The organism is Mycobacterium sp. (assembly GCF_035506235.1).
GTDB lineage: Bacteria > Actinomycetota > Actinomycetes > Mycobacteriales > Mycobacteriaceae > Mycobacterium.
On sequence record NZ_DATJPU010000214.1, the window covers coordinates 1 to 26,126 of the forward strand.

Here is a 26,126-nt window from a genome sequence, read left to right on the forward strand (position 1 = left end):
CGTTCGCCTTCTACTTCGCCACCATGGAGCGGCAGCGCCGGCACGAAAAGGCCCGTGATACTGTAAACGCCTAAGCGTCAATCGGTTTGGTGGCACGCCACCTCTGTCGGCCGCCCGTGACGTCGGTGCGGATGTCGGTGAATCCCGCGGCTAGCAGCCGCCCGGGGAGGTCCTTCGGTGCGATCGGGTTGTAGGTGTCGGCGATGTGGAGGAGCCGGAAGGACAGCGACGGCACGCCGTCGCTGCCGGCGAAGACGCCGCCGGGCCGCAGCACCCGGAAGGCCTCGCTGAACAGCCGATCCTGCAGCCGCCCGTCGGGGACGTGATGCAGCATCGTGAAGCACACCACCGAGCTGAAGTGGTCATCGGGCAAGCCGGTGTTGGTGCCATCGCCGTGAATGATGCGGGCGCGATCGCCGTAGTGACGATCCAGGCGATCGGCCATCGCGCGATCGACCTCGACGGCGGTGAGCGACTCGGCCCTGTCGAGCAAGGCGCGCGTCGTCGCCCCGTAGCCGGGGCCGATTTCCAGTGTCCGAGAACCTAATTCGACGTCGGCGAGCACCCAGGGCAGTAGCCGGTGCGCCACCGTCTCTTGCCAGCCCGTCGAACTGCACCGCCACCGGTGCAGCAGATTCATCGCCATCTCGCCAACATTAAGCGGCGCCCACGCTTGCGGGCTTCCGATAATCTGCCTTGATATGTCGGAAACAGGCCATCGCGGGCTGGTGACTTCAGCCCAGTCGCTGCCGCCGGGCGCGCGGATCCGGCGGCACCGGCATCTCTTGGACCAGATCGTCTACCCGTCCTCGGGTGCGGTCTCGGTGACCACCCCCGCGGGCACCTGGATCACCCCGGCAAACCGAGCCATCTGGATACCGGCGGGCGTTTGGCACGAGCACAGATTCCACGGCCACACCCAGTTCCACGGCTGGGCCACGCCCAGCGCCTTCATCGACACCTACCGGCGCGCCTTCGGCCGCACCCCGGGCGCCCGGCGTCCTTAACCGACCGGCTCCAGCAGCTCGGTACCCACGAACGGCACCAGCGCGGCGGGCACCCGCACGCTGCCGTCGGGTTGCTGGTGGTTCTCCAGGATCGCCACCAGCCACCGGGTCGTGCCCAACGTGCCGTTGAGCGTGGCGGCGACCTGGGGCTTGCCTGCCGTGTCCCGGTAGCGCGTGGCCAGCCGGCGCGCCTGAAAGGTGGTGCAGTTCGACGTCGACGTCAGCTCGCGGTAGGTGCCCTGCGTGGGAACCCATGCCTCGCAGTCGAATTTGCGCGCGGCCGACGAGCCGAGATCGCCCGCGGCCACGTCGATCACCCGATACGGCACCTCGATGCGGGCCAGCATCTCACGCTGCCAGCCCAGCAGCCGTTGGTGTTCGGCCTCGGCGTCGGCGGGCGCGCAGTAGACGAACCCCTCCACCTTGTCGAACTGGTGCACCCGGATGATGCCGCGCGTGTCCTTGCCGTAGCTGCCGGCCTCACGCCGGAAACACGACGACCAGCCCGCGTAGCGCAGCGGGCCGCCGGACAGGTCGAGGATCTCGTCGGCGTGGTAGCCGGCCAGCGGCACCTCGGACGTCCCCACCAGGTAGAGGTCGTCGGCCTCCACCCGGTACACCTCGTCGGCGTGGGCGCCCAGAAATCCGGTGCCGGCCATCACCTCCGGGCGCACCAGCACGGGCGGGATCATCGGGACGAAGCCGTTGTCGACGGCCAGCCGCAGCGCCAGCTGCAGCAGGCCCAGCTGCAACAGCGCGCCCCGGCCGGTCAAAAAGTAGAACCGCGAGCCCGACACCTTGGCGCCGCGCTGCATGTCGATGAGCCCCAGCGATTCGCCCAGTTCCAGGTGGTCCCTGGGGTTTTCGATCGCCGCGGGCTCGCCGACCACGTCGAGGACCCGGTAGTCGTCCTCCCCGCCGGCGGGCACCCCGTCGATGACGATGTTCGAGATCGCCATGTGCGCCGCGGTGAACGCCGCCTCGGCCTCCGACTGAGCGGCTTCCGCCGCCTTCACCTGCTCGGCGAGCTCCTTGGCGCGCGCCAGCCTTGCCGGGCGTTCCTCGGCCGACGCCGCGCCGACGCTCTTGCTGGCGGCCTTCTGTTCGGCGCGCAGATCGTCGGCGGTCGAAATTGCCGAGCGACGGTTGGCGTCGGCGGTCAACAACGCGTCCACCAGCCCCGGGTCTTCCCCACGGCTGACTTGGGAGCGGCGTACGGCGTCGGGGTCTTCCCGGAGCAGCTTCAGGTCGATCACGCGCCTGAGACTACTTTTGCGGCCGCGCCCGGCCGTCGGAGCACCCCTCCGGGTCGATCCCAAAAGTTCACATCCGCAACTTTTGTCACGCCACTTAGCCGGCCCTGTCAGAATGGAGCCGATGTCGCAAGCGCCCGAGAAGGAAGTTCCGGAAGCCGGTAACCCCGCCGGCTCCGCCGACGAGCCCGCGGAACGGCCGTCGGGCGGCTTCCAGTGGCCGCGCGGGTTGCAGGCGACGGCGACCAGGCGCGCGCTGTTGCTCACCGCGCTGGGCGGGCTGCTGATCGCGGGGCTGGTCACGGCGATCCCGGTCGGCAGCGGGCCGGGGCGGCTGGCGGGCTACATCAACAGTGAGCCGGTGCCCAGCACCGGTGCCAAGAGCGACGCCGCCTTCAACCGCGCCAAGAGCGGCGATTGCCTGACCTGGCCGGACGCCACCCCGGAGTCGGCCAGCATCGTCAACTGCGCCGACGATCACAAGTTCGAAGTCGCCGAGTCCGTCGACATGCGGACTTTCCCGGGCTCCGAGTACGGGCCCGGCGCGGCCCCCCCGTCGCCGGCGCGGATCCAGCAGATGACGCAGGAGCAGTGCGAGCCCGCGGTTCACAATTACCTGGGCCCCAAGTTCGACCCGGCCAGCAGGTTCATGGTCAGCCTGCTGTGGGCCGGTGACCGGGCCTGGCGCCAGTCGGGCGACCGCCGCATGCTGTGCGGCCTGCAGTTGCCCGGGGCCAACAATCAGCAGGAGGTCTTCAAGGGCAAGGTCGCCGACGTCGACCAGTCCAAGGTCTGGCCGGCCGGCACCTGCCTGGGCATCGACTCGGCGACCAACCAGCCGACCGACGTCCCCGTCGACTGCGCGGCACCGCACGCGATGGAGGTCACCGGCACGGTGAACCTGGGCGAGAAGTTTCCGGGTGCCGTGCCCGCCGAGCCCGACCAGGACGGGTTCATCAAGGACTCGTGCACGAAGATGACCGACGCCTACCTCGCGCCGACCAAGTTGCGCACCACCACCCTGACGCTGATCTACCCGACCGTGTCGTTGCCGAGCTGGTCGGCGGGCAGCCGCCAGGTCGCGTGCAGCATCGGCGCCACGCTGGGCAACGGTGGCTGGGCCACGCTGGTCAACAGCGCCAAGGGCCAGCTGCTCATCAACGGTCAGCCGCCGGTCGCCCCGCCCGACATTCCCGAGGAGCGGCTGACGATGCCGCCGATACCGGTCCAGGCGCCGAGCCAGCCGAGCCAGGCCAGCACCCCGCCGGACGCCATACCGCCGAACAATCAGCACCTGCCCGGGCAGCAGCCGGTCGCGACGCAACCGCAGGCGCCGGCCCCGCAGCAGGCTCCCGCGCCGCAAGCGCCCCAGGACGTCCCGCCACCGGCGGACGCCGGGGCGCCGCCGGCACCCCCGGCACCGGAAGCGCCGCCTCCGCCGCCCCCGCCGGCCGAGCCGGCCCCGGGAGGCTAGCCGGGTGGCCGTGCGGATGGACCCGCAGCGGTTCGACGAGCTGGTCTCCGATGCGCTCGACCTGATCCCGCCCGGGCTGGCGGCCGCGATGGACAACGTCGTCGTCCTCGTGGAGGACCGCCACCCGGAAGACGCCGAACTGCTCGGGCTCTACGAAGGGGTGGCGCTCACCGAACGCGACTCCGACTACGCCGGCTCGCTACCCGACGCGATCACCATCTATCGCGACGCGGTGCTCGACGCCTGCGACTGCGACGACGAGGTTGTCGAGGAGGTGGCGATCACGGTCATCCACGAAATCGCCCACCACTTCGGCATCGACGACGACCGGCTGGAACAACTGGGCTGGGCCTGACGGGCGCGGCATCCCGACATTGTCCGGACCGGGTGCTATGAACGGCTTATGAGCGCTGAATGCCGCGAGTGCCGGGCGGGCCTGGATCACTGCCACGGGACCATCATTCGCCATTCGTTGCGCCGGTGGGAATGCACCGAGCCGGACTGCGACAGCCCCGAGCTGTTGGTGCACACGTTCGTCGTCGACTGCGATGCGGTCGGCTGCGGGTGCGCCGACGAGTCGTCAGCCCATCGGATCGGTGCCTGAGCGCACCGCGTCGGCGACCGGCGTCGCGTCGGTCCGGGGATAGAACGGCGGCGTCAGGTTTCCCCAACGCAAGCAGCTCCACCTCCCGTCGGTGATCGGGGCCAACACCACCGATTCGGCATTGTCGAGATGGTTGTCGAGTGCGAAGTCGCCGTCGACCCCGGCCAGCACCGCCGAGGCCAGGCGGATCGCCGCGCCATGGCTGACGACGACGATGTCACCGTTCCACTCGTCGTCGTCCAGATAGCGCATCCGCAGTTCGGTCAGCGCCGGCACGTAGCGGTCCAAGACGTCGCTGCCGGTCTCCCCGCCGGGTAACGGCAGGTCGAGCTCACCGCGGTGCCAGCGCTCGTAGATGGCGTTGAATTCCGCGACCGCGTCGTCGTCGCTGCGGTTTTCCAGCCGCCCGACCTGCACCTCGTGGATGCCGGCAACTTCCAGCGCGCCCAGTTCGACTTCCACGCCGATCACCTCGGCCGTCTGCGATGCCCGGGTGGCCACCGAGTGCGCCAACATCGCCGGCCGTCCCGAACCGCGGGCGAACGCCCGGGCCTGGTCGCGGCCCAGCGGCGTCAACTCCGCGCCGGGCGGCCGGGTGTCCAGCCTGCGCTCGACGTTGCCGTAGGACTGCCCGTGCCGCAACAGCACCAAACGACCACCCATCACTCCCCACCCCCGGCCCCGAACGCCTGTTCCGGTTTGCCGTCCCGCAATCGCGCCAACCAGCGCGAGGCCTCGTCCGCCGGCGGGGGCGCCACCCCGAGGGTCGACCCCGTCGGCCAAGAACCCAGATACCTCACATCGGCACAACGACGGTGCAACGCCTTGAGTGCCTCGGCGACGGCGCCGTCGTCGATGTGGCCGACACAATCGGCGAAGAACAGGTAGGTTCCGAGTTCGGTTCGGGTCGGCCGGGATTCGATCCGGGTCAGGTCGATGCCGCGGATGCCGAATTCGGCCAGCGCCGACAACAGCGCACCCGGCTCGTTGTCGATGCGCAACACCACCGCCGTGCGGTCGGCTCCAGTGCGCGCCGGCGGCGGACCCGGCAGGCCGATCAGGACGAAGCGGGTGCGGGCGTTGGGCTCGTCGACGACGCCTTCGGCCAGGGCGGCCAGCCCCCAGTGGGCGGCCGCCAGCGGCGAGGTCACCGCGGCGTCGGCCTGGCCCTCGGCCACCTGCCGCGCCGCGTCGGCATTGGAATAGGCCGGTCGCAGCTCGACGCCCGGCAGCTCGGCGGCCAGCCACTGGCGCACCTGCGCCACCGCCACCGGGAAGGCCGCCAACGTGCGCACCTCGCCGGCGCTTGGGCCGGTTGCCGGGCCCGGTTTTACGACGATGCTGAACGCCACGTCCAGCGTGGTCTCGGCGAACACCTGCAGGGGCGAACCGATGGCCAGGCTGTCCAGCGTGGGGATCACCGAGCCGTCGATCGAGTTCTCGACCGGCACGCACGCGTAATCGGCGTCGCCGTCGCGAACCGCGTTGAGCGCCGCCGGCGTGCTTTCCAGTGGCATCCGCCGTACGGGCCCGGGCGCCTGCTCCGGAACCAGACCGGCGGCGATGATTTGTAGCAGCGCCGCCTCGGTGAAGGTCCCTTCGGGACCGAGGTAAGCGATGCGGACCACGCCCCAACCCTAACGGCGCTCCACGTCGAACGCGTCCTTGCGGCGCGCCTCGGTGGCGGGTTAAGTTAGGCTTGCCTAAGAAATCATGGGAGGGTGAGCGCATTGCTGAGCGGCCAGGCACCGACGACTCCCGAACGCATTCGCAGCGCCTGTGCGCAGGCCGGCGGCGCGCTGCTGGCCATCGAGCGACAGGACCCGGTCGCTTCGCCGGTACACCGCTTGCTGCCCGAGGGTTCCTTCGCGATAGCGATACCCGCCGGTGCCGCTGACCCGTCCGGGTCGCAGGCGCTGTTGGAGCTGACGGACTACGCACCACTGCCGGTGCGGGAACCGGTGCGTTCGCTGGTGTGGGTGCGCGGCCGCCTGCAGCGGGTCTTGCCCGACGATGTGGCCGACACGCTTGACCTGATCGCCGCCGAGCACCCGAACCCGGCGTTGCTTCAGGTCGAGACGCCGCGATCGGCGCCCCCGGACGGGGAGCCGCGGTACGCGCTGTGCCGGCTGGAGATCGCGTCCGTGGTCGTCACCGATGCCACCGGCGCCGAGCCCGTCGGCGTCGCGGACCTACTGGCCGCTCGGCCCGACCCGTTCTGCGAGGTCGAGGCCGGCCTGCTGTGGCACCTGGACACCGTCCACAACGACGTCGTGGCGCGGCTGGTGTCGAGGCTGCCGGCGCCGCTGCGACGGGGGCAGGTGCGCCCGCTCGGGCTCGACCGGTACGGCATGCGGTTCCGCGTCGAAGGCAACGGCGGCGACCACGACGTCCGGCTGCCGTTTCACCGACCAGTGGACGACATGGCCGGGCTGAGCCAGGCCATCCGGCTGCTGATGGGTTGCCCTTTCATCAACGGGCTGCGCGCCCGCCGGTAACCGCTGGCAACCCCGACCCCGAGCCGGCACGTACGTTATCCGGGTGAACGGCGACCGAGCACCGGAACGGCACGGGCCCCGGTGGCCGCGAAGGCCGGAGCCGCCACAGGCGATCCCCCGGGCCCGCGGCCCGGCGCCACCGCCCGGCCCTCCGCCGCGACCCGTCGGCCCGAGGGCGCGGCGCACCCGCGGCAAGCGCCGCTGGGTCCGGGCCGTTGCACTCACGGCGCTGATCGGCGCGCTGCTCGTGGGCGGCGGCATCGTGGGCGGGGCCGCGTGGTTCGACGCCCGGCTGCACCGCGCGCAGGCGCTGACCGACTATCCCGACCGGCCCGCGCCCGGCCGCGGCGCGAACTGGCTGATCGTCGGCTCCGACAGCCGCCAAGGCCTCACCCCCGAGCAGCAACAGGACCTGGCGACCGGCGGCGACGTCGGCAGCAGCCGCACCGACACCATGTTGCTGGTGCACGTGCCCGCGTTCGGCTCGAGCACCCCGCCGACGATGGTGTCGATCCCGCGCGACTCGTACGTACCGATCCCCGGTCACGGCAAGGACAAGATCAACGCCGCGTTCGCGATGGGCGGTGCGCCGCTGCTGACCCGGACGGCTGAGCAGGCCACCGGGCTGCGCCTCGACCACTACGTCGAGATCGGATTCGGCGGCTTCGCGGGTCTGGTCGACGCGCTGGGAGGGATCACCGTGTGCCCGACCGCGCCGATCAATGACCCGCTGGCCGGCATCGACCTGCCTGCCGGCTGCCAGAAAATCGCGGGCCGCGACGCCCTGGGATACGTCCGGACGCGCGACACACCGCGCGCGGACCTGGATCGGATGGCCAACCAGCGCCAGTTCCTGGCGGCGCTGCTGCACCGCGTCACCAGCCCGGCGGTCTGGCTCGACCCGCTGCGCTGGTATTCGGTGCCGCGCGCGGCCGCCGACGCCATCACCGTCGGCCGGGGCGACCACGTGTGGGACCTGGCCCGACTCGGCTGGGCGCTGCACGGGTCCCCGACCGCGATGACTGTCCCGATCGGTGAGTTCACCGACAGCGACGTCGGGTCGGTGGTGGTGTGGAATCACGAGGTCGCCGGCAAGCTGTTCGACGCGCTCGCCGCCGACGCGCCTGTGCCCGCCGCCGCCCTCGAGGGACAGCAATAGCGGGTCTAACCGCTGCCGTCGCCGGCGCGCGCTTTCTGCAACCACGCCTTGGTGCGACCCGGGTGGTGAGTGGCAAGCCAGGCCACGCCGACGTCCCGGCAGAAGTCGATGTCGTCGTACTCGTCGACGTTCCAGCAATAGACCGCCCTGCCCTGCGCGACGGCGCGGTCCACCAGCTGGGGATAGTCCTTCAACGTCGCCAGCGAGGGTCCGACGGCGGTGGCGCCGACGGCGGTGGCCGCGCTGCTGGCCAGATAGCGAGCGGTCTTGCCGAGCAGCACCGTCGGCAGCAGCGGCGCCGCTCGCCGGATCCGCCAGACCGCGGCCGCCGAGAATGACATCACCACAGCGCGGGACCGGTCGGCCGAGGCGGGCGCGGCGATCCCGAAGCGGTGCAACAGCGCCAGCAGCTTGCTTTCCACCAGCGAGCCGTACCGGACCGGGTGCTTGGTCTCGATGAAGAGCTTGACCGGGCGCTGCCAGTCCAGAACCAGCGACACAAGGGCGTCCAGCGTCAGCAGGCTGGTATCGCCGTGGGTGCCGTCGGCACGCCAGCTGTCGTGCCACGCACCGTATTCGAGCTCGCGCAATTCAGCGAGCGTCATGGTGCTGACCAACCCGGCGCCCGTCGAGGTCCGATCCAGACGGCGGTCGTGCACGCAGACCAGGTGGCCGTCGCGGGTCAGCCGCACGTCGCACTCCACGCCGTCGGCACCCTGTTTAAGCGCGAGATCGTAGGCAGCCAGCGTGTGTTCGGGCCGAGCTGCCGACGCCCCCCGATGGGCAACGACAAAGGGATGCCCGGCGAGCACCTCGTCGGCCCACGTCATATCCCTATGCTGCCGGTTCCTGCCCCGCCAGCTCAACCGGACCGCCGCGGGCGCGCCCGGCGCCACGGGTGGGGGGCTCCCGGTCGACCACGACCCATCTGTGCGCGGGCCGCTCCACGGGTTTGCGCTCGAAGCCCTCGAAGACCCGGGCGACCGCGGCCACCGTGACGGCCGCAAGCAGATAGGCGAAAATCATCAACACGGTGTTGTTGGCGATGCCCTGGGCGTCCGTGGCGAAGCTGGTGAAAATGGCGAAGCCGCAGACCAGGTAGCTGAGAACCCACGCGATCCACCATTCGAGGATCGGTCGCCGCAGCCGGGCATAGTGCTCCTCGACGGTCGCCAGCTCGATGACGTACACGGGGGCCCACAGCAGGTTCGCCAGCGGCACCACGCACCCGGCCCACAACGCGCGAACGGAACGCGACTCCGGCAGGCCGTGATGGGCGAACACGGCGGCCCTGCGCGCGATCAACCACCGGATCAACAGCACGCCCGAGGTGATCATCGCCGCGACCGCCGCGACGCTGGCCAGCATCCCGATCCAGTCCGCTGCGATGGCCACGATCGAATTCAGGAGTGTATTGCGGTTGACCACCAACAGCACGTAGCGCGCGACATACACCAGCGCGGCCATGCTGAGGACCAGGACGCTCAGGAACAGTGCGGTGCGCACGACCGGCGTGGAAGGCCCTGTCCGGGAAGGCTTTTCGGTCGCGGCCGGGGCCTGGTCAACGTGGTCCGCCAAACCCCAGCGCGGTATCACTGCGTAGCGCGGGGTGGGGCCGAGAGAACGTCGGCCATGTCGCGGAGGCGGCGCGGCGCCGGGGCGCACCGCGATCCACCGGAAGCCCGGCGGCAGCCGCGGCGGGGTGCGCTGCCATCCCGCGGCCGCGGGTCTGGCCGACGACGGGCCGGCCGGCGCGCTCCACCGCGGATCGGCCACCGGCACGTCGGCCAGAGGTGCCATCAGCGCCCCGCGGCAGCGGGGACACCAGTCGCGTCGCCGCTCGCGCACGTTCCACCGAGTGCCGCACCGGGAGCACACCTGGATCACCGGACCAGCGTAGCCCCGGCGACGAGGGGGCCGCCGTATGCGACGACGCGGGTCCGCGGAAGCCGCGGTTCGGCAACCCAACAGTTTCCTATAGGGCTATCCACAGTTTCCACAGGTTTATCCACAGTTGCTGAGCGGGTATTAACCGCACCATCACAGCCTTTTCGAGCTATCCGGGTCACAGCTGTGGATAACTGCCCGGTGGTACGGCTGTACCATAAACAGCCCGACTAGGTAATCCGAGCGAAATGCATTGCCTCGCTAAACACCCGCAGATGAGGCCACCGCGCCCGCTGACGCCCGCGAATCGGACATCGCCGGTGCGACTTGGGCGACATCTGGAAGTCGCCGTCCCGGCGCGCCCTTACCCTGTGCATTTCCCAACCTCGGTGCGAAGGGTTATGATCACCGTCACGAAAAATCGTTGTGACTCACCTCACTCAGGCGGGGTGGACTTGCAGGTGAAAGGCGCTTGATGGCCACGCATTCGTTCGGTCCGGGGTCACCGGCCGCGTCGAACTCGTATTCCGGCTCGCCCGCCTGTAACCACAGCTATAGCGTCGCCGCCCTGCGCGCCGCATTGGTTGCGCTGGCGTTGCTGGCGGTGCTCGCGATCATCATCTTGTACTGACACCCACACCCCCGCGGGGTATCTGTTCGCAACGGTCGTCCTTGCGGCGCGCGCGCGCATGGAGCAGGGTTGATTATGGCTGGCGCCGCGTGGCCGCCCCGCGCGATGAGCGTCCGATCATCACCGACGATGCACCGAAGAAAGGAAAGCTGTGGCTGTATACACCCTGCCCGACTTGGACTGGGACTTTGGAGCGCTGGAACCGCACATCTCCGGCCAGATCAACGAGCTGCACCACGACAAGCACCACGCCACTTACGTCAAGGGCGCCAACGACGCCCTGGAGAAGCTGGAGGAGGCACGCGCCAAGGAGGACCACTCGGCGGTCCTGCTGAACGAGAAGAACCTGGCGTTCAACCTGGCCGGCCACGTCAACCACAGCATCTGGTGGAAGAACCTGTCCCCCAACGGCGGCGACAAGCCGACCGGTGAGCTCGCCGCGGCCATCGACGACGCCTTCGGATCGTTCGACAAGTTCCGCGCTCAGTTCCACGCCGCCGCCACCACCGTGCAGGGCTCGGGCTGGGCGGCGCTCGGCTGGGACACCCTCGCCCGGAAGCTGCTGATTTTCCAGGTGTACGACCACCAGTCCAATTTCCCGCTCGGGATCGTCCCGCTGCTGCTGCTCGACATGTGGGAGCACGCGTTCTACCTGCAGTACAAGAACGTCAAGGTCGACTTCGCCAAGGCGTTCTGGAATGTCGTCAACTGGGCTGACGTGCAGGACCGCTACGCGGCCGCCACGTCGAAAACGCAGGGGCTGATTTTCGGCTGAAACAGCTTTCTCAGGCCGGGGCGTCACGCGAATCGCGTGGCGCCCCTGCCGTTTGCGCTGCCCTGAATCGGGGCATCTTGAGAACATGTGCGTCTGTGGCCGTGTCGGGTTGCACGGCGCCTAACCCGCAGGCATGCTTAGTCATTCGAGCTACCAGTGTGGTTAGGCGGAGCCAGGCGTCACACGGAGGTCGAGATGGAAGCCGGGTCTGAGCGTCCTATCGGGGTGTCCCCCTTCCATGCCCGTGGTGCCCTGAAGGGATTTGTGATCTCCGGGCGTTGGCCGGATTCGACGAAAGAGTGGGCCCAGCTGCTGATGGTCGCGGTCAGGGTCGCGTCATTGCCCGGATTGCTTTCCACCACAACGGTATTCGGTGCCCGCGAGGAGTTACCCGATGAGCCCGAGCCGGGCACCGTCGGCCTGGTGCTGGCCGAGGGCACGGTCTTCGGTGAATCGGCCATCCAGCCAGGATATTTCGCCGATCATCAGCCCCCCGCGCTGCTGATGCTGCATCCGCCCTCGGAAACCATGCCCTCCTTGCCGGAGTGCACCGGGGCCGCGTCCGGGTGCGTCCTGCTGCCGGGGTTGCCGTATCTGGGATTGGAGCACCGGGCCGCGTGGGTCGAGGCGGAGGCCGACGGGACCATCACCTCGATGGTGAGCCGCGTAGGCGTCGACCCGATCAGCCACCCCGACACGGCGATACTGGCGATGCTGCTTGCCGCATAAAGCAATTCAAAGCCATTGATTCGCGCGCCGAATCAGGAATTACGGGTGCCCGAACTTGCCCGTCTTTCTGGCGCCCGGCGCCGTTGCCCGTTAGCGTTGGCACCGTTAGCGAAGGGGAGTAGCCCCAAATCGTCGAGTCGACATACTGGCGCACAGCCCGGCCGGCGAACCGGCCCCGCGGGGACGGTGGGCGAGACCTTCGACCGGTGTTCGGCAACCGACTGGGTCCCAGACGGTCACGGACGACGCGTCGAAAGGTCGCCCCCCATGCTCGCCGCCACGTTGCTCACACTCGGGGTGGTTTTCCTCGCCGAACTCGGCGACAGGTCCCAGCTCGTCACCATGACCTATGCGCTGCGCTACCGATGGTGGGTGGTGTTGACCGGGGTGGCGATCGCCGCGTGCCTGGTGCACGGGGTCACGGTGTCGATTGGCCACTTCCTGGGCGCCACGCTGCCGTCGCGTCCGATGGCCTTCGCGTCGGCGATCGCTTTCCTGATCTTCGCGGTGTGGGCCTGGCGCGAGGGGGCCGACGGCGACGGGACGGTGGCGACCGGCCGGCAACCCCGGTTCGCGCTGCTGACCGTCGTGTCCACCTTCGCCCTCGCCGAGATGAGCGACAAGACGTCGCTCGCGACGGTCACGCTGGCCAGCGATCACGATTGGACCGGCGTGTGGATCGGCTCCACCGTGGGCATGGTGCTGGCCGACGGATTGGCGATCGGGGCGGGCACGCTGCTGCACCGGCGCCTCCCGCAGAAGCTGCTGCACGCGATGGCCGGCCTGCTTTTCCTGATCTTCGGGCTCTGGATGCTGCTCGACAGCGCGCTGGGGTTGCGCTCGGTTGCCATCGCCGTGACCGTGGCGGTGGTCCTGATCGCCGCGATCATGGTGGCCGTGCAAACTCGCCGCCGGCGACGGCAAGAAGCTCCGCCAGCCCCGCGGTTAACCGACATCGACTAGAGTGCCGTCGGCACCCCATCTTTTCGCGCCGCCTCGACCCGTCGTCGCCCCCGGGGTATCTCCGGGGGCGATTAGGTGTACTCCGAACCCGTTTTCTGGGCGTGTCACCGACCTGACAGCAAATGTTGTCGCGGACAGCCGTAGGTTGCCTGCCGGTTGCGGTGCGAGTGCCCAGCATCGTCGGTCGAATCGCCTCACGCCCTGTGATCCCGGCGGTCCGCCACCCTCGCGGAGGCGCACAATTCTGCGGATAACCTGTGAAGTTGGCTGATTCAGTGGACACCTCAGCGAATTAGTTAGACGCTCGTCGTGTGGGTATTTGGCAACCGCCAGCAACGTTGGCGTCGAACCACCGCCGGTTTGCACCTGGTTGCGGACCCGATCCGTCGCTACCATTGTCAGCAAATACACCTCGGCAATAATTCACTTCTACAGCCAAGTGGAGGTCATATCGATGAGCACGACGTTCGCCGCCCGCCTCAACCGCTTGTTCGACACGGTGTATCCACCGGGACGCGGGCCGCACACCTCCGCGGAGGTGATTGCGGCGCTCAAGGCGGAGGGCATCACGATGTCGGCTCCCTACCTGTCCCAGCTACGTTCGGGCAACCGCACCAACCCGTCGTCGGCGACCATGGCCGCCCTGGCCAATTTCTTCCGCATCAAGCCGGCGTACTTCACCGACGACGAGTACTATGAGACGCTCGACAGGGAGTTGTCATGGCTGGCCACGATGCGCGATGACGGCGTGCGCCGCATTGCCCTGGCCGCCGTCGGATTGTCGCCTCAGGCGCAGCAGGACGTCGTGGAGCGGGTCAACCAGCTGCGCCGCGTCGAACGCCTCGACGCATAGGTTGCACACCCCGACCTGACCGGCTGCCGTCGGCGTATTCCGATTAGGGTTGGCTCTCGGATCGCGCACGCACGAGAGCGATAGCCGACGATAGCCAGCGAGAGCACCGGGAGGCGGCCGGGAATGGGCCTGTTCCGCAAGCGAAAGAGTCGCGCGACCCGTCGCGCCGAGGCCCGAGCGATCAAGGCCCGCGCCAAGCTGGAGGCCAAGCTGGCCGCCAAGAACGATGCTCGCCGGCTCAAGGCCGACCTGCGCACTGCCGAAAAGGCCCTCAACGCGCAGATCAGGTCGCAGCGGGACAGCGACCGGACGGCCCTGAAGGTCGCCGAGGCCGAGCTCAAGGCGGCGAAGGAGGGCAAGTTGCTGTCGCCGACACGGATTCGCCGGGTGCTGACGGTGTCTCGGCTGCTGGCCCCGGTCCTGACGCCGCTGATCTACCGGGGCGCCATGGCGGCCCGCGCGGCGTTCGACCAGCGGCGCGCGGATCAGCTCGGCGTCCCGTTGGCTCAGATCGGCCAGTTCTCCGGGCACGGTGCCCAGCTGTCGGCCCGCATCGCCGGGTCGGAGAAGTCAGTGCGAATGGTGCTGGAAAAGAAGCCCAAGGACGCCGAGACCAGGCAGTTCGTCGCCGCCATCATCGAACGGCTCACCGATCTGTCGGCAGCCGTCACCGCCGCCGAGAACATGCCGGCTGTGCGCCGCCGGGCGGCACACGCGGCGATCACCTCGCAGCTCGACGGAATCGAAGCGGACCTGATGGCCCGCCTCGGATTGACGTGACCGCCGCACGCGTCCTGACCGCGGCCGTCGTGCTCTATCTTGGTTCGGCGCTGGGCATCCCGGCGGCATGGGCGCACGTCCACGCCAGCAGCGACGACGCGGTGCGCGGCGCCACGGCGATCGTCACCCTCCGGGTGCCCAACGAATCCAACACGGGCGCGGCGACCACCGCGCTCAGCGTCGGCCTGCCCAACGTCGCCGCGGCGAGCACCGAAGCCATGCCCGGGTGGACGGCCAGGCTCGACCGCGACGCGGCTTCCGGCAGCGTTCGCTCGGTGACCTGGACGGCCGGGCCCAACGGCGGGATCGGAGTGGATCAATTCGGGCTGTTCCGGATAGCGGTGCAGCTGCCCGACACCGACACCGTCAGCTTTCCAACCACGCAGACCTATTCTGACGGGGCCGTCGTGAAGTGGGACCAGCCGCCGCTGCCCGGTGGCGGCGAGCCGGAACACCCGGCGCCCGCGCTGACCCTCGCCGCGGGCCGGGCGCCGCACGAGCACCATCCGACCGGCGCCGCGCCCTCGCCGCCGAAAACGGAGGACAACACCGCCCGCCTTCTGGGCGGGGCGGCCCTGGCGGTGGCCGCCCTCGGCCTTGCGCTCGTGCTGATGCGCCGACGCGCATGAGGCGCGTGGCAGCCGCCGCGTGGGTGGGCCTGCTGCTGGCCGCGCTGATGTCGACCGCAACCCTGAACGCGCAACCGGCATGCGCGCACGCCGCGCGCGTGTCCACCGACCCCGCCGACAACGCGGCCCTCACCAGCGGTCCCGACCGTGTCGCGGCGACCTTCAACGAGAGGTTGCAGACCTCGTTCGCCGCCATGACGGTCGTCGGCCCCGACGCCAATGTGTGGTCCACCGGGGAGGCGACGGTGCAGGGCGCGGTCGTCGGCATCGCCCTGCGACCCCTCGGGCCGGCCGGCAACTACACGGTGAACTACCGCGTCACGTCGGCGGACGGCCACGTGGTGTCGGGGTCCTGGTCGTTTCGGCTGACGGTCCCGGGCACCGGAACCCCCGGACCGCCCGCCGCCGGCTCCGATGGTGCCGGCGGCGTCCCGGTCTGGCCGTTTGCGGTGGTGGCGGTGGCCCTGGTCGCCGCCGGCGGCTGGTGGGCGCTGCGGCGCAGGACCTGAGCGGCCCCGGTCGCCGGGAGCCCGCCGCGCGTCCTGGCATGATGGGACGCGAGGACACCGGCGCGCGACACATACCCGAGACAGCTGCAAAGGAGCGGCCGCATGGCAGACCCGCAGGACCAACCCAACAGCGAGCCCGACGGCCCACCGACCCCGCCGGAGAAACAACCTCCCGCCGAGGCCGTCAAGAAGGCTGCGAAAGCGCCCGCTAAGAAGGCACCTGCGAAGAAGGCACCCGCAAAAAAGGCCGCTGCGAAGAAGGCACCCGCCAAAAAGGCGCCCGCCAAGAAGGCTCCGGCCAAGAGCCCGCCACCCGCGCCCCCCGGGCAACCGCTGGCCGTGCAGCAGCGGATCGAAACGAACGGTGAGCTCGCGGCTGCCGCCAAAGATGCTGCGGCACAAGCTAAATCGACCGTCGAAGCTGCGCCCAACCCGGTCTCGCGGGAGGTTGCGCCGACCGCATCGGGCCAGTCGCCGGTGCCGCTGATCGTCGCGGTGGCGCTCAGCCTGTTGGCGATCCTGCTGATCCGGCAGCTGCGGCGCCGCTGAAGTGGCCGTGCCGTTCCGGTCGACGGCCGACCTCGTCGACGACATCGGGGCCGACGTACGCAGCTGCGACCTGCAATTCCGCCAGTTCGGCGGCCGCTCGGACTTCGCCGGCCCGATCAGTACCGTGCGCTGCTTCCAGGACAACGCGCTGCTGAAATCGGTGCTCTCGGGCCCGGGTGACGGCGGGGTCCTGGTGATCGACGGCGCCGGCTCGCTGCATACCGCGCTGGTCGGAGACGTCATCGCCGAATTGGCCCGGTCCAACGGCTGGGCGGGGCTGGTCATCAACGGTGCGGTGCGTGACGCGGCCACGCTGCGCGGCATCGACGTCGGCATCAAGGCGCTGGGCACCAACCCGCGCAAGAGCACCAAGACCGGCGCCGGGGAGCGCGACGTCGAAATCAGCCTGGGTGGTGTGAGTTTCGTGCCGGGTGCGATCGCCTACAGCGACGACGACGGCATCGTCGTCGTGTAGGTCGTCCTAGACCGCCGTCAAGCCGCCACTGCCGTGCGCTTTTTCGCGAATCGCAGGCCCTCGTCGGCGATCTTGCCACGCCGGATCAGCCGGATGTCGCGCAGGTAGTTCTGGTTCAGCCGCCACGGCTTGCGCGAGCCCTGCTTGGGCAGCTCGTCGAGCGAGCGCAGCACGTAGCCCGGGGTGAACTCCATGAACGGGCGCTCCTCGACGTCCGAGCCGGGGTGCTCGACCACGACCGTCTCAAAGCCGTTGTCGTCCATGTAGTTCAGCAGCCGACAGGCGAACTCCGACACCAAGTCGGCCTTCAGTGTCCACGACGCGTTGGTGTACCCCACCGTGTAGACCATGTTCGGTAGCCCGGACAACATCATGCCCTTGTAGGCCATCGTCTTGGTCAGATCCACCGGGTGCCCGCCGACGGTGACCGTCGCGCCGCCGAACAGCTGCAGGTTCAATCCCGTTGCGGTGATGATGATGTCGGCCGGAATTTCCCGGCCCGAGGCGAGCCGGATGCCGGTGGGCGTGAACCGCTCGATCGTGTCGGTGACGACGTCGGCCTTACCGTGCCGGATGGCGCGGAACAGGTCGCCGCTGGGCACCAGGCACAGCCGTTGGTCCCACGGATTGTAGTGCGGGCCAAAGTCTTTCTCGACATCGTAGCCCTCGGGAAGCTGGCGCTGAACAAAGCCGAGCAGGATCTTGCGCATCCGCCGCGGCCACTTCTGGCAGGCACCGTACAGCGCGGCCTGCCGCAGCACGTTCTTCCAGCGAACGGCGAAGTAGGCCATGTTGTCGGGCAGCCAGCGGTTGAGCCGCTCGGCCATCTTGTCCCGCTTCGGCTGAGAGACAATGTAGGTCGGCGAGCGCTGCAGCATCGTCACGTGCCCGGCGCCCGATTCCGCCATCGCCGGGATCAAAGTGACCGCCGTTGCGCCACTGCCGATCACGACGACGTTCTTGCCGGCGTAATCCAGGTCCTCGGGCCAGTGCTGCGGGTGGATGATCGGGCCCGCGAAGTCCTCCGCACCGGCGAACGCCGGGGCGTAGCCCTGCTCGTAGTTGTAGTAGCCGCTGCACAAGAACAGGAACGTGCACGTGATTGTGGTTGGCGCGCCGTCATTTTCGATCTGCAGGGTCCACCGGTTGTCCGCGTTCGACCAGTCGGCGCCGACGACCCGCTGGTTGAGCCGGATGTGCTTGTCGATGCCGTACATGGCCGCGGTGCCCTTGACGTAGTCGAGGATCGGCTCGCCGTCGGCGATGGCCTGGCGCTCGGTCCACGGGCGGAACCGGAAGCCCAGCGTGTACATGTCCGAGTCGGAACGGATGCCCGGGTAGCGGAACAAGTCCCAGGTGCCGCCCATCGCCGCCCGCTTCTCCAGGATGGCGTAGCTCTTGGCCGGGCAGCGGTCCTGCAGGTGCCAGGCCGCGCTCACGCCGGAGATGCCGGCGCCCACGATGACGACGTCGAGGTGCTCAGTCATGGGCCCACGCTATCAACGCACTGTCGAAGGAGTCAACGCCCTGTCGAAACTTTCAACTCCGTGTAAAGTAACGTGCCGTGACTACCGTCGGCCCGACTCGCGCCCTGCGCGGCCGCCGCGCTCCGCGCCCCTCCGGCGACGACCGCGAGCAGGCGATCCTCGCCACCGCCGAGCGACTGCTCGAAGAACGCGGGTTCGCCGGCATCTCGGTCGACGAGCTGGCCAAGGGCGCCGGCCTGTCGCGGCCGACGTTCTACTTCTATTTCAAGTCGAAGGAGGCGGTGCTGCTGTCGCTCCTGGAGCCCGTCATCGCGCGCGCCGACTCCGAATTCGACGGCGCGGTGCAGCGCCTGCCGGTGGACCCGCGGCGGGTGTGGCGCAACGGCATCAAGGCGTTCTTCACCGCATTCGGCACACACCGCACGCTGGCGCGGGCAGCGACGGAGGCGCTTGCCACCAGCCCGGAGCTCCGCGCGGTCTGGCTGGGTTTCATGCAGAAGTGGATCGACCAGACCACGGCCATGATCACCGCCGAACGCGCGCGCGGCGCGGCCCCGGAGACCATCCCGGCCGCCGACCTGGCGACGTCGCTGAACCAGATGAACGAGCGCACGATGATGGCCGCGCTCGCGGCCGAGGCGCCGGCGGTCGACGAGGACCGGGTCGTCGACACCCTCACCCACATCTGGGTCACCAGCATCTACGGCGAGTCTGGCTCGTCGTCGTAGCCGCATGCGAACATGTGTTCGTGCGGTGCGACGCGTCCATCCTGCACGCGGACCTGGATTCCTTCTATGCGTCCGTCGAACAGCGCGACGACCCGGCCTTGCGCGGCCGTCCGGTGATCGTCGGCGGCGGCGTCGTGCTGGCGGCCAGCTACGAGGCCAAGGCCTACGGCGTGCGCACCGCGATGGGCGGGGCTCAGGCACGCCGGCTGTGCCCGCCCGCCGTGGTGGTGCAGCCCCGGATGAGCGCCTATTCCCGCGCCAGCGACGCCGTGTTCGAGGTCTTCCGGGACTGCACGCCGATCGTGGAGGCGCTGTCGGTGGACGAGGCGTTCCTCGATGTCGGCGGCCTGCGCCGGGTCTCCGGCTCCCCGGTCCAGATCGCGGAACGCCTGCGCGCCGACGTGCGCGGCCGCGTCGGCCTGCCCATCACCGTCGGGATCGCCCGCACGAAATTCCTCGCCAAGGTGGCCAGCCAGGAAGCCAAGCCCGACGGGCTGCTGCTGGTGCCGCCCGATGAGGAGCTCGCTTTCCTGCGCCCGCTGCCGGTGCGCCGGTTGTGGGGCGTGGGCGCCAAGACCGCCGAGAGGCTGCACGCCCACGGCATCGCGACCGTCGCCGATGTCGCCGAGCTCAGCGAGTCGACCCTGGCCTCGATGGTGGGCGCGGCCATGGGGCGCCAGCTGTACGCGCTGTCCCGCAACATCGATTGCCGCCGGGTGACCACCGGCGTGCGCCGCCGCTCCGTGGGCGCACAGCGCGCGCTGGGCCGCGCGGGCAACCGCATGTCGGCCGCGGAGATCGACGCCGTGGTGGTGAACCTGATCGACCGCATCACCGCCCGGATGCGGGCCGCCGGGCGCACCGGTCGCACGGTGGTGCTGCGGCTGCGGTTCGACGACTTCAGCCGGGCGACCCGGTCGCGCACGCTGCCGTGGGCCACGTCATCGACGCAGCCCATCCTGGCCACCGCGCGGCAGCTGGTCGCGTCCGCGGCGCCCCTGATCGCGCAGCGCGGACTGACCTTGGTCGGCTTCGCGGTCTCGGGCATCGATCGCAGCGGCGCTCAGCAGCTGATGCTCCCGTTCGGCGAGGGCCGGCTCGCCTCTGAAGATATGGACGAGGCCATCGACGAGGTGCGTCGTCGCTACGGAAAATCCGCGCTCACGCCCGCGGTGCTGGTCGGCCGGGACCCGGGCTTCGAAATGCCGCATCTGCCGGACTGATTCAGCCACGCCGAGGTGCCGGCATCGTTGCCGACCCTAGATTGCCTTGACGCTCAGCGCCTCCTCGTTGCCGAAGCAGCTCATTTCCACCCGGCGCCGGGACAGCAGTGACTCCATGGCGCTGCCTGTCACGGGGCGCGAGAACAGGAAGCCCTGCGCCCGGTGACACCCGTGCTCCAACAAAGTCTGTACGGCAGCCGGAGTCTCAACGCCTTCAGCGACCAGTTGCAGGCCGAAGGCCTCAGCGAGTCCGATGATGGCGCGCACGATGGCCAGGTCGCTGGTGTTGGTGTCCAAGTCGCGGACGAACCCGGCGTCGATCTTGAGCATGTCGACCGGAAGCGATTTCAGGTGCGACAGCACCGCATAGCCGGTGCCGAAGTCGTCGATGGCGATCTGGACCCCGACCTCCTTCAACTCCGCGAGGGTTCGCCGGGTGGTTTCGAGGTCGCGAACCACGGCGCGCTCGGTGATCTCCAGGCACACCGATCCGCCGTCGATCCCGAACTCCTCGATGGTGTCGGCAACACTACGGACGAAACCGCGGGTGATCAGTTGAACGGGCGACACATTGATGCGCACTGTCGTGCCTTGTCCCACCCCGTTGGACTGCCACCGGCTGAATTCGGCGCAGGCGCTTCGCATGACCCACCGGCCCAACTCTGCGGCGATATTGGTCGATTCGGCTACGCCGATGAACGAATCCGGCAGCAGCAGCCCCCGCGTCGGGTGCCGCCAACGGACCAGCGCCTCGGCGCCCAGGATCTCGCGGGTCAGCAAGTCGACTTCGGGCAGATAGTGCAGCAGCAGCGCATCGCTTTCGATGCCCGCTTGCAGATGGAATTCGATGTCGTTGCGGAACACGACATTGCGAGAGATGTCGTTGGTGCACACCACGACCTGGTTGCCCCCCGCGCGCTTCGCCGTCAGGGCGGCCTCGTCGGCACGACGGAGCAGATCCGCGGTGTCGTCGTGTCCTGGCTTGCCCACCGCCATCCCGATGCTGACGGAGGGAGTGATCACGTCGTCGCCGATCTTCAGGGGACCGCGCAACGTCGTCTGAAGCCTGTGCGCGAGCGATTCCGCGCTCCCGGTCAGCATCGCCCGGTCCGAAAAGACCAGGAACTCGTCCCCGCCGATCCGGCCGATCGTGCCCATCTCCCCCATGCTCGTCTGAAGCCGTTCGGCGAACGCCTTGAGGTAAAAATCACCTGCGGGATGGCCGAAGTAATCGTTGATCGCCTTCATCCGGTCGAGGTCGAAATACAAGACCGCGACGGGTCCGGGGCGCCCCGCTGCGAGTCTGTCGGAAAGGCGCGCAACGACCGATCGACGATTGTGCAGGCCGGTCAAATCGTCATGCTCAGCCAAGTGCCGAAGGCCTTCTTCGGCGGCGATGCGGGCCTGGAGCTGTGCAAACAAAGTGGCGACCGCCCCGAGCGTGCCCACTTCTTCCTGCTTCCACTTCTTGCGCCGATAGCTGACGAAGCCGAGTACACCCGTGGTTGCCCCCCTCGAAACCAGCGGAGCAGCGGCCATCGAGGGCGTCGCGATGCGGCGCCTTCCCGTGATCTGGCGTCGAAAAGCCTTGTATGCATAGTTCGTCGAGGCCGGCGGCCGAATCACAACCGGTTCCGTGGGCTGGACCACAAGCGGTTCCTTGCCATGCGCGCAGGGGCCGAAGACGTCGTCGGGGTTGGTGAAGTCGACGATCGCCAGGAGTTGCGCGTGTGGACGGTGAGGTCGCGGTGGCCATTCCGCGATCAATTTCGAGGCCGCGATGGTCGGGTCGTTGTGGCGTAAGAAGCCGGTGTCCGCGTCGAACAAGTCGACGAGCCTCGCCAGTACCTGTCGGCTCACAGCGGTGGCGGTGTATGCATTCGCCTCCATCAATTGGGCAGCAACGGAGTTGACGAACCCTAGGCCGCGCGACACGGTGCCTCCATTGCCGGGGTCCGGACAGTCTCAACTCGCGCACGCACGGGTGTCTCGGTCATCGCTGGGCTCCCCGACACATCCAGGTGGTTGCCGCTGACCCGCCCGGCAATCGGATGGCCCCGCTGACCTGGCCACCCCGACCCGCCGCCTCTCGAGCGTCTTGCGGCCCGCGCCAAGTGCCCTTCACCGGTCCCATCGTGCTGGTGGCGCAAACCTGCCGCCGCACCCGAGCGTTCTCCAGCATCTTCTCGATCTGGTTCCACGCCACATTTCCGTTCTCGTCCGCTTCGCTGACGCTTTCTTGGCCGGCCGCACGCTTCTTGCCAGCCGGCTTCCCTGTCTGCTGTTGCGACGATGCCCGGCATGGAGTCTCCCAGCATGTTCGAGACCGGGGGTTGGGATGCCATACCCAATGTACAGTCCGGAGGGCAATTATGGTACGCCAAGTCTGCATCGTACCGACGCCAATGACGTGCCGTATGTCTCGCGCGGCTTTGCTGGTCACCCGGGCGAGTCATGGCCTACCTCCTCGGTAGTGCGGCTGCTGTGGTTGCAGCGCCGCGAGCCAGGGCACGGTTGGCCGCACCTACCCGACTGACCCCGTCCAGTCCAGCAGCTTGTCCGCCGGCCATGTGTTGACGATCCGGTCCACGGCCACGCCGGCATCGAGCGCGCGCTGGGCGCCGTACCCGAGGAAGTCCAGCTGGCCGGGCGCGTGCGCGTCGGTGTCGATGCTGAACACGCAGCCGATCTCGAGCGCCAGCTTCAGCAGCCGGGTCGGGGGGTCGCGGCGCTCGGGCCGGGAGTTGATCTCGACGGCCGTCCCATGGTCGCGGCAGGCGGTGAACACCGCCTCGGCGTCGAACTTCGATTCGGGCCGGATGCCGCGGTTGCCCGCGACCAACCGGCCGGTGCAGTGGCCCAGCACGTCGGCGTGTGGATTGGACACGGCGCGCACCATGCGCCGCGTCATCGCCGCCGAGTCCATCGACAGCTTCGAGTGGACGCTGGCCACGACGACGTCGAGGCGCTCGAGCAGCTCGGGTTCCTGGTCCAGGCTGCCGTCTTCGAGGATGTCGACCTCGATGCCGGTGAGGATGCGCATCGGCGCGAACTCTTCACGCAGCCGGTCGATGACATCGAGCTGTGCGCGCAGCCGCTCCGGCGACAACCCGTTGGCGATGGTCAGCCGCGGCGAGTGGTCGGTCAGCGCGCAGTACTCGTGGCCCAGCGCGGACGCCGTGGCCATCATCTCGTCGATCGGCGCCGACCCGTCCGACCAGTTCGAGTGCAGATGCAGGTCCCCGCGCAGCGCGGCACGCACGTCGCCGCCCCCGAGATCCTCGGCGGCGGAACGCAATTCGGCCAGCAGATCGGGTTCGCGCCCAGACCAGGCCTGGTCGATGACCTTCGCGGTTTTGGGACCGATGCCCGGTAGCGTCTGCCAGCTGTTCGCCTGACCGTGCCGCTCCCGCGCCGCCTCGTCCAGGCCTTCGATGATGTCGGCGGCGTTTCGATAGGCCATCACCCGCCTGGGGTCGTGGCGGCTGCGGTCCTTGTAATAGGCGATCTGCCGCAGAGCCGTTACCGGGTCCATCCCTCCAGTGTGCCCACGCGGTGACTGCAAGCGCGGCGAAGCCGGGCGCCGCAGGTCACCGCCAGATTCCCGGGCCACAACGGCTGCTCGACCATAATTCGGCACCGCTGACCCGCTTTGGCCCGTCGGGCGGCGGCAAGCTCGCCGTCGGTGACAGGATCGACCTCCTCGACCGCACAAGCCTCGATCGTGACCACGACACCGTTCAGGCCCTGTTTTGCAGTGGGTCGGCTTACCCAGGTTCTAGTGTGATAGCCGGCAAACGTCGGCGTAGGGATGAGATGTGGCGCCCTGGCCGGACTCGGTTATGGAGCGGTCGCGGTTGGTTCGCAGCGTGCGACTAGGTGAGGAGTCGGCGATGAGCGACGCCGCAGACACCGCAATGGGGTCGCGCGCGGGGTCAATGTTCGGGCATTATCGGCTGCTGCGACTGCTTGGCCCCGGTGGTTTCGGCGAGGTGTATGAGGCCGAAGACACCTTGCTGCACCGCCATGTGGCGCTGAAACTGATCGCCGCGCGCTACTCGCACGATCCGGTGTTTCGCGAGCGGCTGTTTCGCGAGGCCCAACACGCGGCGCGATTACATGATCCGCACGTGGTGCCCATTCACGGCTGCGGAGAGATCGACGGCCAACTCTATATCGACATGCGGCTGATCAAGGGCATCAACCTGCAGGCCCTGCTGGCCCGCGAGGGGCCGCTGGACCCGCCTCGTGCGGTGGCCATCGTGCGCCAGATCGCCTCGGCGTTGGATGCCGCTCATGCCGATCGGGTGACTCACCGCGACGTCAAACCCGGCAACATCCTGGTCAATCGCGACGACTTCGCCTGCCTGGTGGATTTCGGCTTGGCCAACGCGGCGGGCGAGGCGAAGTTGACCAGCACCGGCACCACCATCGGCACCTTTGCCTACATGGCCCCGGAGCGGTTCGGCAATGCCGAAGTGACCGCCCGGTCCGACATCTACGCACTGGCGTGTGTGCTCTATGAATGCCTGACCGGATCCCAGCCCTTTGCGCCGGGTGATCTGCCCGCGCTGATCACCGCACACCTCACGGCCCCCATCCCGCGTCCGAGCCGGTGCCGACCGGATATCCCCGCTGCGTTCGACGAAGTGATCACGCGTGGCATGGCCAAAGACCCCACGCACCGCTATGCGAGCGCCGGGAATCTCGCCCTGGCCGCCCAACACGCCCTGGGCGCACCCGATCGAGACGCCGACACCGTGCTTGTCAGTACCTGCACCACCCCGCCGCCCGACGAATCCGGGACTGTCGGCGAGCCCACGCCGACTTCCGAGACCATTGCGGCGCCAACGCCATTGGTGCCGGCCGAGACCCTGGTTGTCACCCCACTGCCGGCCGCCCAGACCGTGGTGGTCCCCCCGACCGCCACGCCGCCGGGGCCGACGACGCCGAACCGGGTGCCCTCAGTAGACCCGCACCGAGCTCAACGCCCCAGTCCTGCAAGGAAGTCCCGCAGCAAGCGGCGGCTGGCGGCCGCGGTTGGGGCCGTCGCGCTGACCGCCGTGGCCGTCGTCGGCATAGTGGTCATGGTCGGGCATAAGTCGGCGCCCCCAGCGCCGCCGCCCCCGGCGCCGCCGCCGCAAGCAGCCAAGCAGGCCCAGGCGGTGCTGTTCGGTGGCGTCGAGGATCCCAGGGGTGTGGCGGTGGACAGCAGCGGCAACGTCTACGTGGCCGAGAGCGGCAACGGCAAGGTGCTGACCCTGCCCGCGGGATCCACCACCCCGACGGTGCTGCGGTTCAGCGGGCAGCGCGACACGCTAGGGCTCGCAGTGGACAGCCGAGGCACCGTCTACGTCACTGACTCCATCGACAACGAGGTGGCGGCGCTGTCCGCAGGATCCACGATCCCAACGGTCCTGCCGTTCACCGGCCTCGACTTTCCGTCCGGTGTGGCGGTGGACGGCAACGGCACCGTCTACGTCGCCGACACAGGAAACCACAGGGTGCTGGCGCTGCCCGCGGGATCCACCACCCAGCGGGCGCTGCCCTTCACCGACCTGCCCGACACGTCCGGGGTGGCGGTGGACAGCAATGGCGCCGTCTATGTCACCGACACGCGCAACAGCCAGGTGCTGACGCTGGCCCCAGGCTCTTCCACCCCGACGGTGCTGCCGTTCACCGGGCTCCGCTATCCGTCCGATGTCGCGGTGGACGGCAACGGCGCTGTCTACGTTGTCGATTCGAACAACCATCGGGTGCTGAAGCTGCCCGCGGGATCCACCGACCCGATAGTGCTGCCGTTCACCGACCTCAAAAGCCCCTGGGGTGTGGCACTGGACGGCAGAGGCACCATCTACGTCACCGACTCGCAGAACAACCGGGTGGTGAAGCTGCCGGCGTCCTGATCCTCGC

At 68.9% G+C, this 26,126-nt stretch carries 26 protein-coding genes and 3 pseudogenes; 20 read left to right on the plus strand and 9 right to left on the minus strand.

Annotated features, from left to right (window positions below; all coding sequences use genetic code 11):
- A pseudogene (locus VMD50_RS30020) lies at nucleotides 1–74 on the plus strand (DUF2834 domain-containing protein); the annotation flags it as partial.
- Here VMD50_RS30020 and VMD50_RS19350 read toward each other — a convergent pair.
- On the minus strand, nucleotides 71–646 hold the full coding sequence (locus VMD50_RS19350; RefSeq protein ID WP_325429710.1) for a class I SAM-dependent methyltransferase: 576 nt from the start codon (nucleotides 644–646) through the stop codon (nucleotides 71–73). The pseudogene VMD50_RS30020 and the gene VMD50_RS19350 overlap by 4 nt on opposite strands.
- A gap of 55 nt (nucleotides 647–701) precedes the next feature.
- On the opposite strand from VMD50_RS19350, the pseudogene VMD50_RS19355 reads away from it, so the two are divergent.
- Nucleotides 702–938 (plus strand): annotated as a pseudogene (locus VMD50_RS19355) (cupin domain-containing protein); the annotation flags it as partial.
- A 65-nt stretch (nucleotides 939–1,003) separates the two neighbouring features.
- On the opposite strand, the gene serS reads toward VMD50_RS19355, so the two are convergent.
- Complete coding sequence (gene serS, locus VMD50_RS19360) at nucleotides 1,004–2,263, minus strand: serine--tRNA ligase (protein WP_325429712.1); 1,260 nt, start codon at nucleotides 2,261–2,263, stop codon at nucleotides 1,004–1,006.
- Nucleotides 2,264–2,375: 112 nt separating this feature from the next.
- On the opposite strand from serS, the gene VMD50_RS19365 reads away from it, so the two are divergent.
- The 3 genes and pseudogenes from VMD50_RS19365 (at nucleotide 2,376) to VMD50_RS19375 (ending at nucleotide 4,338) form a co-directional block, all read left to right on the plus strand.
- Nucleotides 2,376–3,734 carry a septum formation family protein gene (locus VMD50_RS19365; protein WP_325429714.1) on the plus strand — a complete coding sequence of 453 codons (1,359 nt, stop codon included), beginning with the start codon at nucleotides 2,376–2,378 and terminating at the stop codon, nucleotides 3,732–3,734.
- 4 nt (nucleotides 3,735–3,738) lie between these two features.
- Nucleotides 3,739–4,141: pseudogene (locus VMD50_RS19370) on the plus strand (metallopeptidase family protein).
- Entirely contained in the window at nucleotides 4,138–4,338 is a 201-nt protein-coding gene (locus tag VMD50_RS19375) for a hypothetical protein (RefSeq protein ID WP_325429716.1), read from the plus strand. Before VMD50_RS19370 ends, VMD50_RS19375 begins: the two are co-directional and overlap by 4 nt.
- Here the strand turns inward: VMD50_RS19375 and VMD50_RS19380 are convergent.
- Nucleotides 4,315–5,001, minus strand: coding sequence for a histidine phosphatase family protein (locus VMD50_RS19380; protein WP_325429717.1), 687 nt, complete (start codon nucleotides 4,999–5,001; stop codon nucleotides 4,315–4,317). The two genes, VMD50_RS19375 and VMD50_RS19380, sit on opposite strands and share 24 nt — an antisense overlap.
- A complete protein-coding gene (gene pheA / locus VMD50_RS19385) occupies nucleotides 5,001–5,966 on the minus strand; it encodes a prephenate dehydratase (RefSeq protein WP_325429718.1) in 966 nt (321 codons plus the stop codon). The genes VMD50_RS19380 and pheA overlap by 1 nt, the downstream gene beginning before the upstream one ends.
- Nucleotides 5,967–6,059: 93 nt before the next feature.
- Between pheA and VMD50_RS19390 the strand changes: the two genes are divergently transcribed.
- Both VMD50_RS19390 and VMD50_RS19395 read left to right on the plus strand, forming a co-directional pair.
- Nucleotides 6,060–6,836, plus strand: a complete 777-nt coding sequence (locus VMD50_RS19390; protein WP_325429720.1) for a DUF2470 domain-containing protein — start codon at nucleotides 6,060–6,062, stop codon at nucleotides 6,834–6,836.
- Nucleotides 6,837–6,879: 43 nt separating this feature from the next.
- On the plus strand, nucleotides 6,880–7,995 hold the full coding sequence (locus VMD50_RS19395; protein WP_325429722.1) for an LCP family protein: 1,116 nt from the start codon (nucleotides 6,880–6,882) through the stop codon (nucleotides 7,993–7,995).
- Nucleotides 7,996–8,000: 5 nt separating this feature from the next.
- Here VMD50_RS19395 and VMD50_RS19400 read toward each other — a convergent pair whose 3' ends face one another.
- Nucleotides 8,001–8,825, minus strand: coding sequence for a glycerophosphodiester phosphodiesterase (locus tag VMD50_RS19400; RefSeq protein ID WP_325429724.1), 825 nt, complete (start codon nucleotides 8,823–8,825; stop codon nucleotides 8,001–8,003).
- A 4-nt stretch (nucleotides 8,826–8,829) separates the two neighbouring features.
- The gene (locus VMD50_RS19405) at nucleotides 8,830–9,882 is read right to left on the minus strand and encodes a DUF4328 domain-containing protein (protein WP_325429726.1); all 1,053 of its coding nucleotides are present in this window, start codon (nucleotides 9,880–9,882) and stop codon (nucleotides 8,830–8,832) included.
- Between the two features lie 475 nt (nucleotides 9,883–10,357).
- Between VMD50_RS19405 and VMD50_RS19410 the strand changes: the two genes are divergently transcribed.
- The 10 genes from VMD50_RS19410 to rraA all read left to right on the plus strand — a co-directional run bounded on the left by VMD50_RS19410 (nucleotide 10,358) and on the right by rraA (nucleotide 16,775).
- Nucleotides 10,358–10,513: a hypothetical protein gene (locus VMD50_RS19410; RefSeq protein WP_325429728.1), complete on the plus strand. Its 156-nt coding sequence runs from the start codon at nucleotides 10,358–10,360 to the stop codon at nucleotides 10,511–10,513.
- A gap of 151 nt (nucleotides 10,514–10,664) precedes the next feature.
- Entirely contained in the window at nucleotides 10,665–11,288 is a 624-nt protein-coding gene (locus VMD50_RS19415; protein WP_325429730.1) for a superoxide dismutase, read from the plus strand.
- 195 nt (nucleotides 11,289–11,483) lie between these two features.
- On the plus strand, nucleotides 11,484–12,017 hold the full coding sequence (locus VMD50_RS19420; RefSeq protein WP_325429732.1) for a peptidase: 534 nt from the start codon (nucleotides 11,484–11,486) through the stop codon (nucleotides 12,015–12,017).
- A 267-nt stretch (nucleotides 12,018–12,284) separates the two neighbouring features.
- The gene (locus VMD50_RS19425; protein WP_325429734.1) at nucleotides 12,285–12,980 is read left to right on the plus strand and encodes a TMEM165/GDT1 family protein; all 696 of its coding nucleotides are present in this window, start codon (nucleotides 12,285–12,287) and stop codon (nucleotides 12,978–12,980) included.
- Nucleotides 12,981–13,434: 454 nt separating this feature from the next.
- A complete protein-coding gene (locus VMD50_RS19430) occupies nucleotides 13,435–13,833 on the plus strand; it encodes a transcriptional regulator (RefSeq protein WP_325429736.1) in 399 nt (132 codons plus the stop codon).
- Nucleotides 13,834–13,956: 123 nt separating this feature from the next.
- Nucleotides 13,957–14,613 (plus strand): DUF6474 family protein, encoded by a 657-nt coding sequence (locus tag VMD50_RS19435; RefSeq protein WP_325429738.1) that lies wholly within the window; start codon nucleotides 13,957–13,959, stop codon nucleotides 14,611–14,613.
- On the plus strand, nucleotides 14,604–15,242 hold the full coding sequence (locus tag VMD50_RS19440; RefSeq protein ID WP_414686127.1) for a YcnI family copper-binding membrane protein: 639 nt from the start codon (nucleotides 14,604–14,606) through the stop codon (nucleotides 15,240–15,242). Before VMD50_RS19435 ends, VMD50_RS19440 begins: the two co-directional genes overlap by 10 nt.
- Nucleotides 15,239–15,751, plus strand: coding sequence for a copper resistance CopC family protein (locus VMD50_RS19445; RefSeq protein WP_325429742.1), 513 nt, complete (start codon nucleotides 15,239–15,241; stop codon nucleotides 15,749–15,751). The genes VMD50_RS19440 and VMD50_RS19445 overlap by 4 nt, the downstream gene beginning before the upstream one ends.
- A gap of 102 nt (nucleotides 15,752–15,853) precedes the next feature.
- Nucleotides 15,854–16,300, plus strand: coding sequence for an Rv3852 family protein (locus VMD50_RS19450; RefSeq protein ID WP_325429744.1), 447 nt, complete (start codon nucleotides 15,854–15,856; stop codon nucleotides 16,298–16,300).
- Between the two features lies 1 nt (nucleotide 16,301).
- Nucleotides 16,302–16,775 (plus strand): ribonuclease E activity regulator RraA, encoded by a 474-nt coding sequence (gene rraA, locus VMD50_RS19455; RefSeq protein ID WP_325429746.1) that lies wholly within the window; start codon nucleotides 16,302–16,304, stop codon nucleotides 16,773–16,775.
- A 17-nt stretch (nucleotides 16,776–16,792) separates the two neighbouring features.
- Here rraA and VMD50_RS19460 read toward each other — a convergent pair whose 3' ends face one another.
- Entirely contained in the window at nucleotides 16,793–18,262 is a 1,470-nt protein-coding gene (locus tag VMD50_RS19460) for a flavin-containing monooxygenase (RefSeq protein ID WP_325429748.1), read from the minus strand.
- Between the two features lie 77 nt (nucleotides 18,263–18,339).
- Here VMD50_RS19460 and VMD50_RS19465 point away from each other — a divergent pair, with 77 nt between their 5' ends.
- Nucleotides 18,340–18,990 carry a TetR/AcrR family transcriptional regulator gene (locus tag VMD50_RS19465; protein ID WP_325429750.1) on the plus strand — a complete coding sequence of 217 codons (651 nt, stop codon included), beginning with the start codon at nucleotides 18,340–18,342 and terminating at the stop codon, nucleotides 18,988–18,990.
- A 14-nt stretch (nucleotides 18,991–19,004) separates the two neighbouring features.
- Nucleotides 19,005–20,213, plus strand: coding sequence for a DNA polymerase IV (gene dinB / locus VMD50_RS19470; protein ID WP_325429752.1), 1,209 nt, complete (start codon nucleotides 19,005–19,007; stop codon nucleotides 20,211–20,213).
- Nucleotides 20,214–20,249: 36 nt separating this feature from the next.
- Here dinB and VMD50_RS19475 read toward each other — a convergent pair whose 3' ends face one another.
- Both VMD50_RS19475 and VMD50_RS19480 read right to left on the minus strand, forming a co-directional pair.
- Nucleotides 20,250–22,103, minus strand: a complete 1,854-nt coding sequence (locus VMD50_RS19475) for a putative bifunctional diguanylate cyclase/phosphodiesterase (RefSeq protein ID WP_325429864.1) — start codon at nucleotides 22,101–22,103, stop codon at nucleotides 20,250–20,252.
- Nucleotides 22,104–22,737: 634 nt separating this feature from the next.
- Nucleotides 22,738–23,748, minus strand: a complete 1,011-nt coding sequence (locus VMD50_RS19480; protein WP_325429754.1) for a PHP domain-containing protein — start codon at nucleotides 23,746–23,748, stop codon at nucleotides 22,738–22,740.
- Nucleotides 23,749–24,106: 358 nt separating this feature from the next.
- On the opposite strand from VMD50_RS19480, the gene VMD50_RS19485 reads away from it, so the two are divergent.
- On the plus strand, nucleotides 24,107–26,119 hold the full coding sequence (locus tag VMD50_RS19485) for a serine/threonine-protein kinase PknD (protein ID WP_325429756.1): 2,013 nt from the start codon (nucleotides 24,107–24,109) through the stop codon (nucleotides 26,117–26,119).
- Nucleotides 26,120–26,126: the final 7 nt, after the last annotated feature.

Excerpts from the sequence above, each read along its gene's own strand:
- VMD50_RS19350 (WP_325429710.1), bottom strand. The coding sequence starts at position 646 with ATGGCGATGAATCTGCTGCACCGGTGGCGGTGCAGTTCGACGGGCTGG.
- VMD50_RS19365 (WP_325429714.1), top strand. The coding sequence starts at position 2,376 with ATGGAGCCGATGTCGCAAGCGCCCGAGAAGGAAGTTCCGGAAGCCGGT.
- VMD50_RS19375 (WP_325429716.1), top strand. The coding sequence starts at position 4,138 with ATGAGCGCTGAATGCCGCGAGTGCCGGGCGGGCCTGGATCACTGCCAC.
- VMD50_RS19380 (WP_325429717.1), bottom strand. The coding sequence starts at position 5,001 with ATGGGTGGTCGTTTGGTGCTGTTGCGGCACGGGCAGTCCTACGGCAAC.
- VMD50_RS19400 (WP_325429724.1), bottom strand. The coding sequence starts at position 8,825 with ATGACGTGGGCCGACGAGGTGCTCGCCGGGCATCCCTTTGTCGTTGCC.
- VMD50_RS19410 (WP_325429728.1), top strand. The coding sequence starts at position 10,358 with ATGGCCACGCATTCGTTCGGTCCGGGGTCACCGGCCGCGTCGAACTCG.
- VMD50_RS19420 (WP_325429732.1), top strand. The coding sequence starts at position 11,484 with ATGGAAGCCGGGTCTGAGCGTCCTATCGGGGTGTCCCCCTTCCATGCC.
- VMD50_RS19425 (WP_325429734.1), top strand. The coding sequence starts at position 12,285 with ATGCTCGCCGCCACGTTGCTCACACTCGGGGTGGTTTTCCTCGCCGAA.
- VMD50_RS19430 (WP_325429736.1), top strand. The coding sequence starts at position 13,435 with ATGAGCACGACGTTCGCCGCCCGCCTCAACCGCTTGTTCGACACGGTG.
- VMD50_RS19435 (WP_325429738.1), top strand. The coding sequence starts at position 13,957 with ATGGGCCTGTTCCGCAAGCGAAAGAGTCGCGCGACCCGTCGCGCCGAG.
- VMD50_RS19445 (WP_325429742.1), top strand. The coding sequence starts at position 15,239 with ATGAGGCGCGTGGCAGCCGCCGCGTGGGTGGGCCTGCTGCTGGCCGCG.
- VMD50_RS19450 (WP_325429744.1), top strand. The coding sequence starts at position 15,854 with ATGGCAGACCCGCAGGACCAACCCAACAGCGAGCCCGACGGCCCACCG.
- VMD50_RS19460 (WP_325429748.1), bottom strand. The coding sequence starts at position 18,262 with ATGACTGAGCACCTCGACGTCGTCATCGTGGGCGCCGGCATCTCCGGC.
- VMD50_RS19475 (WP_325429864.1), bottom strand. The coding sequence starts at position 22,103 with ATGGAGGCGAATGCATACACCGCCACCGCTGTGAGCCGACAGGTACTG.
- VMD50_RS19480 (WP_325429754.1), bottom strand. The coding sequence starts at position 23,748 with ATGGACCCGGTAACGGCTCTGCGGCAGATCGCCTATTACAAGGACCGC.
- VMD50_RS19485 (WP_325429756.1), top strand. The coding sequence starts at position 24,107 with ATGAGCGACGCCGCAGACACCGCAATGGGGTCGCGCGCGGGGTCAATG.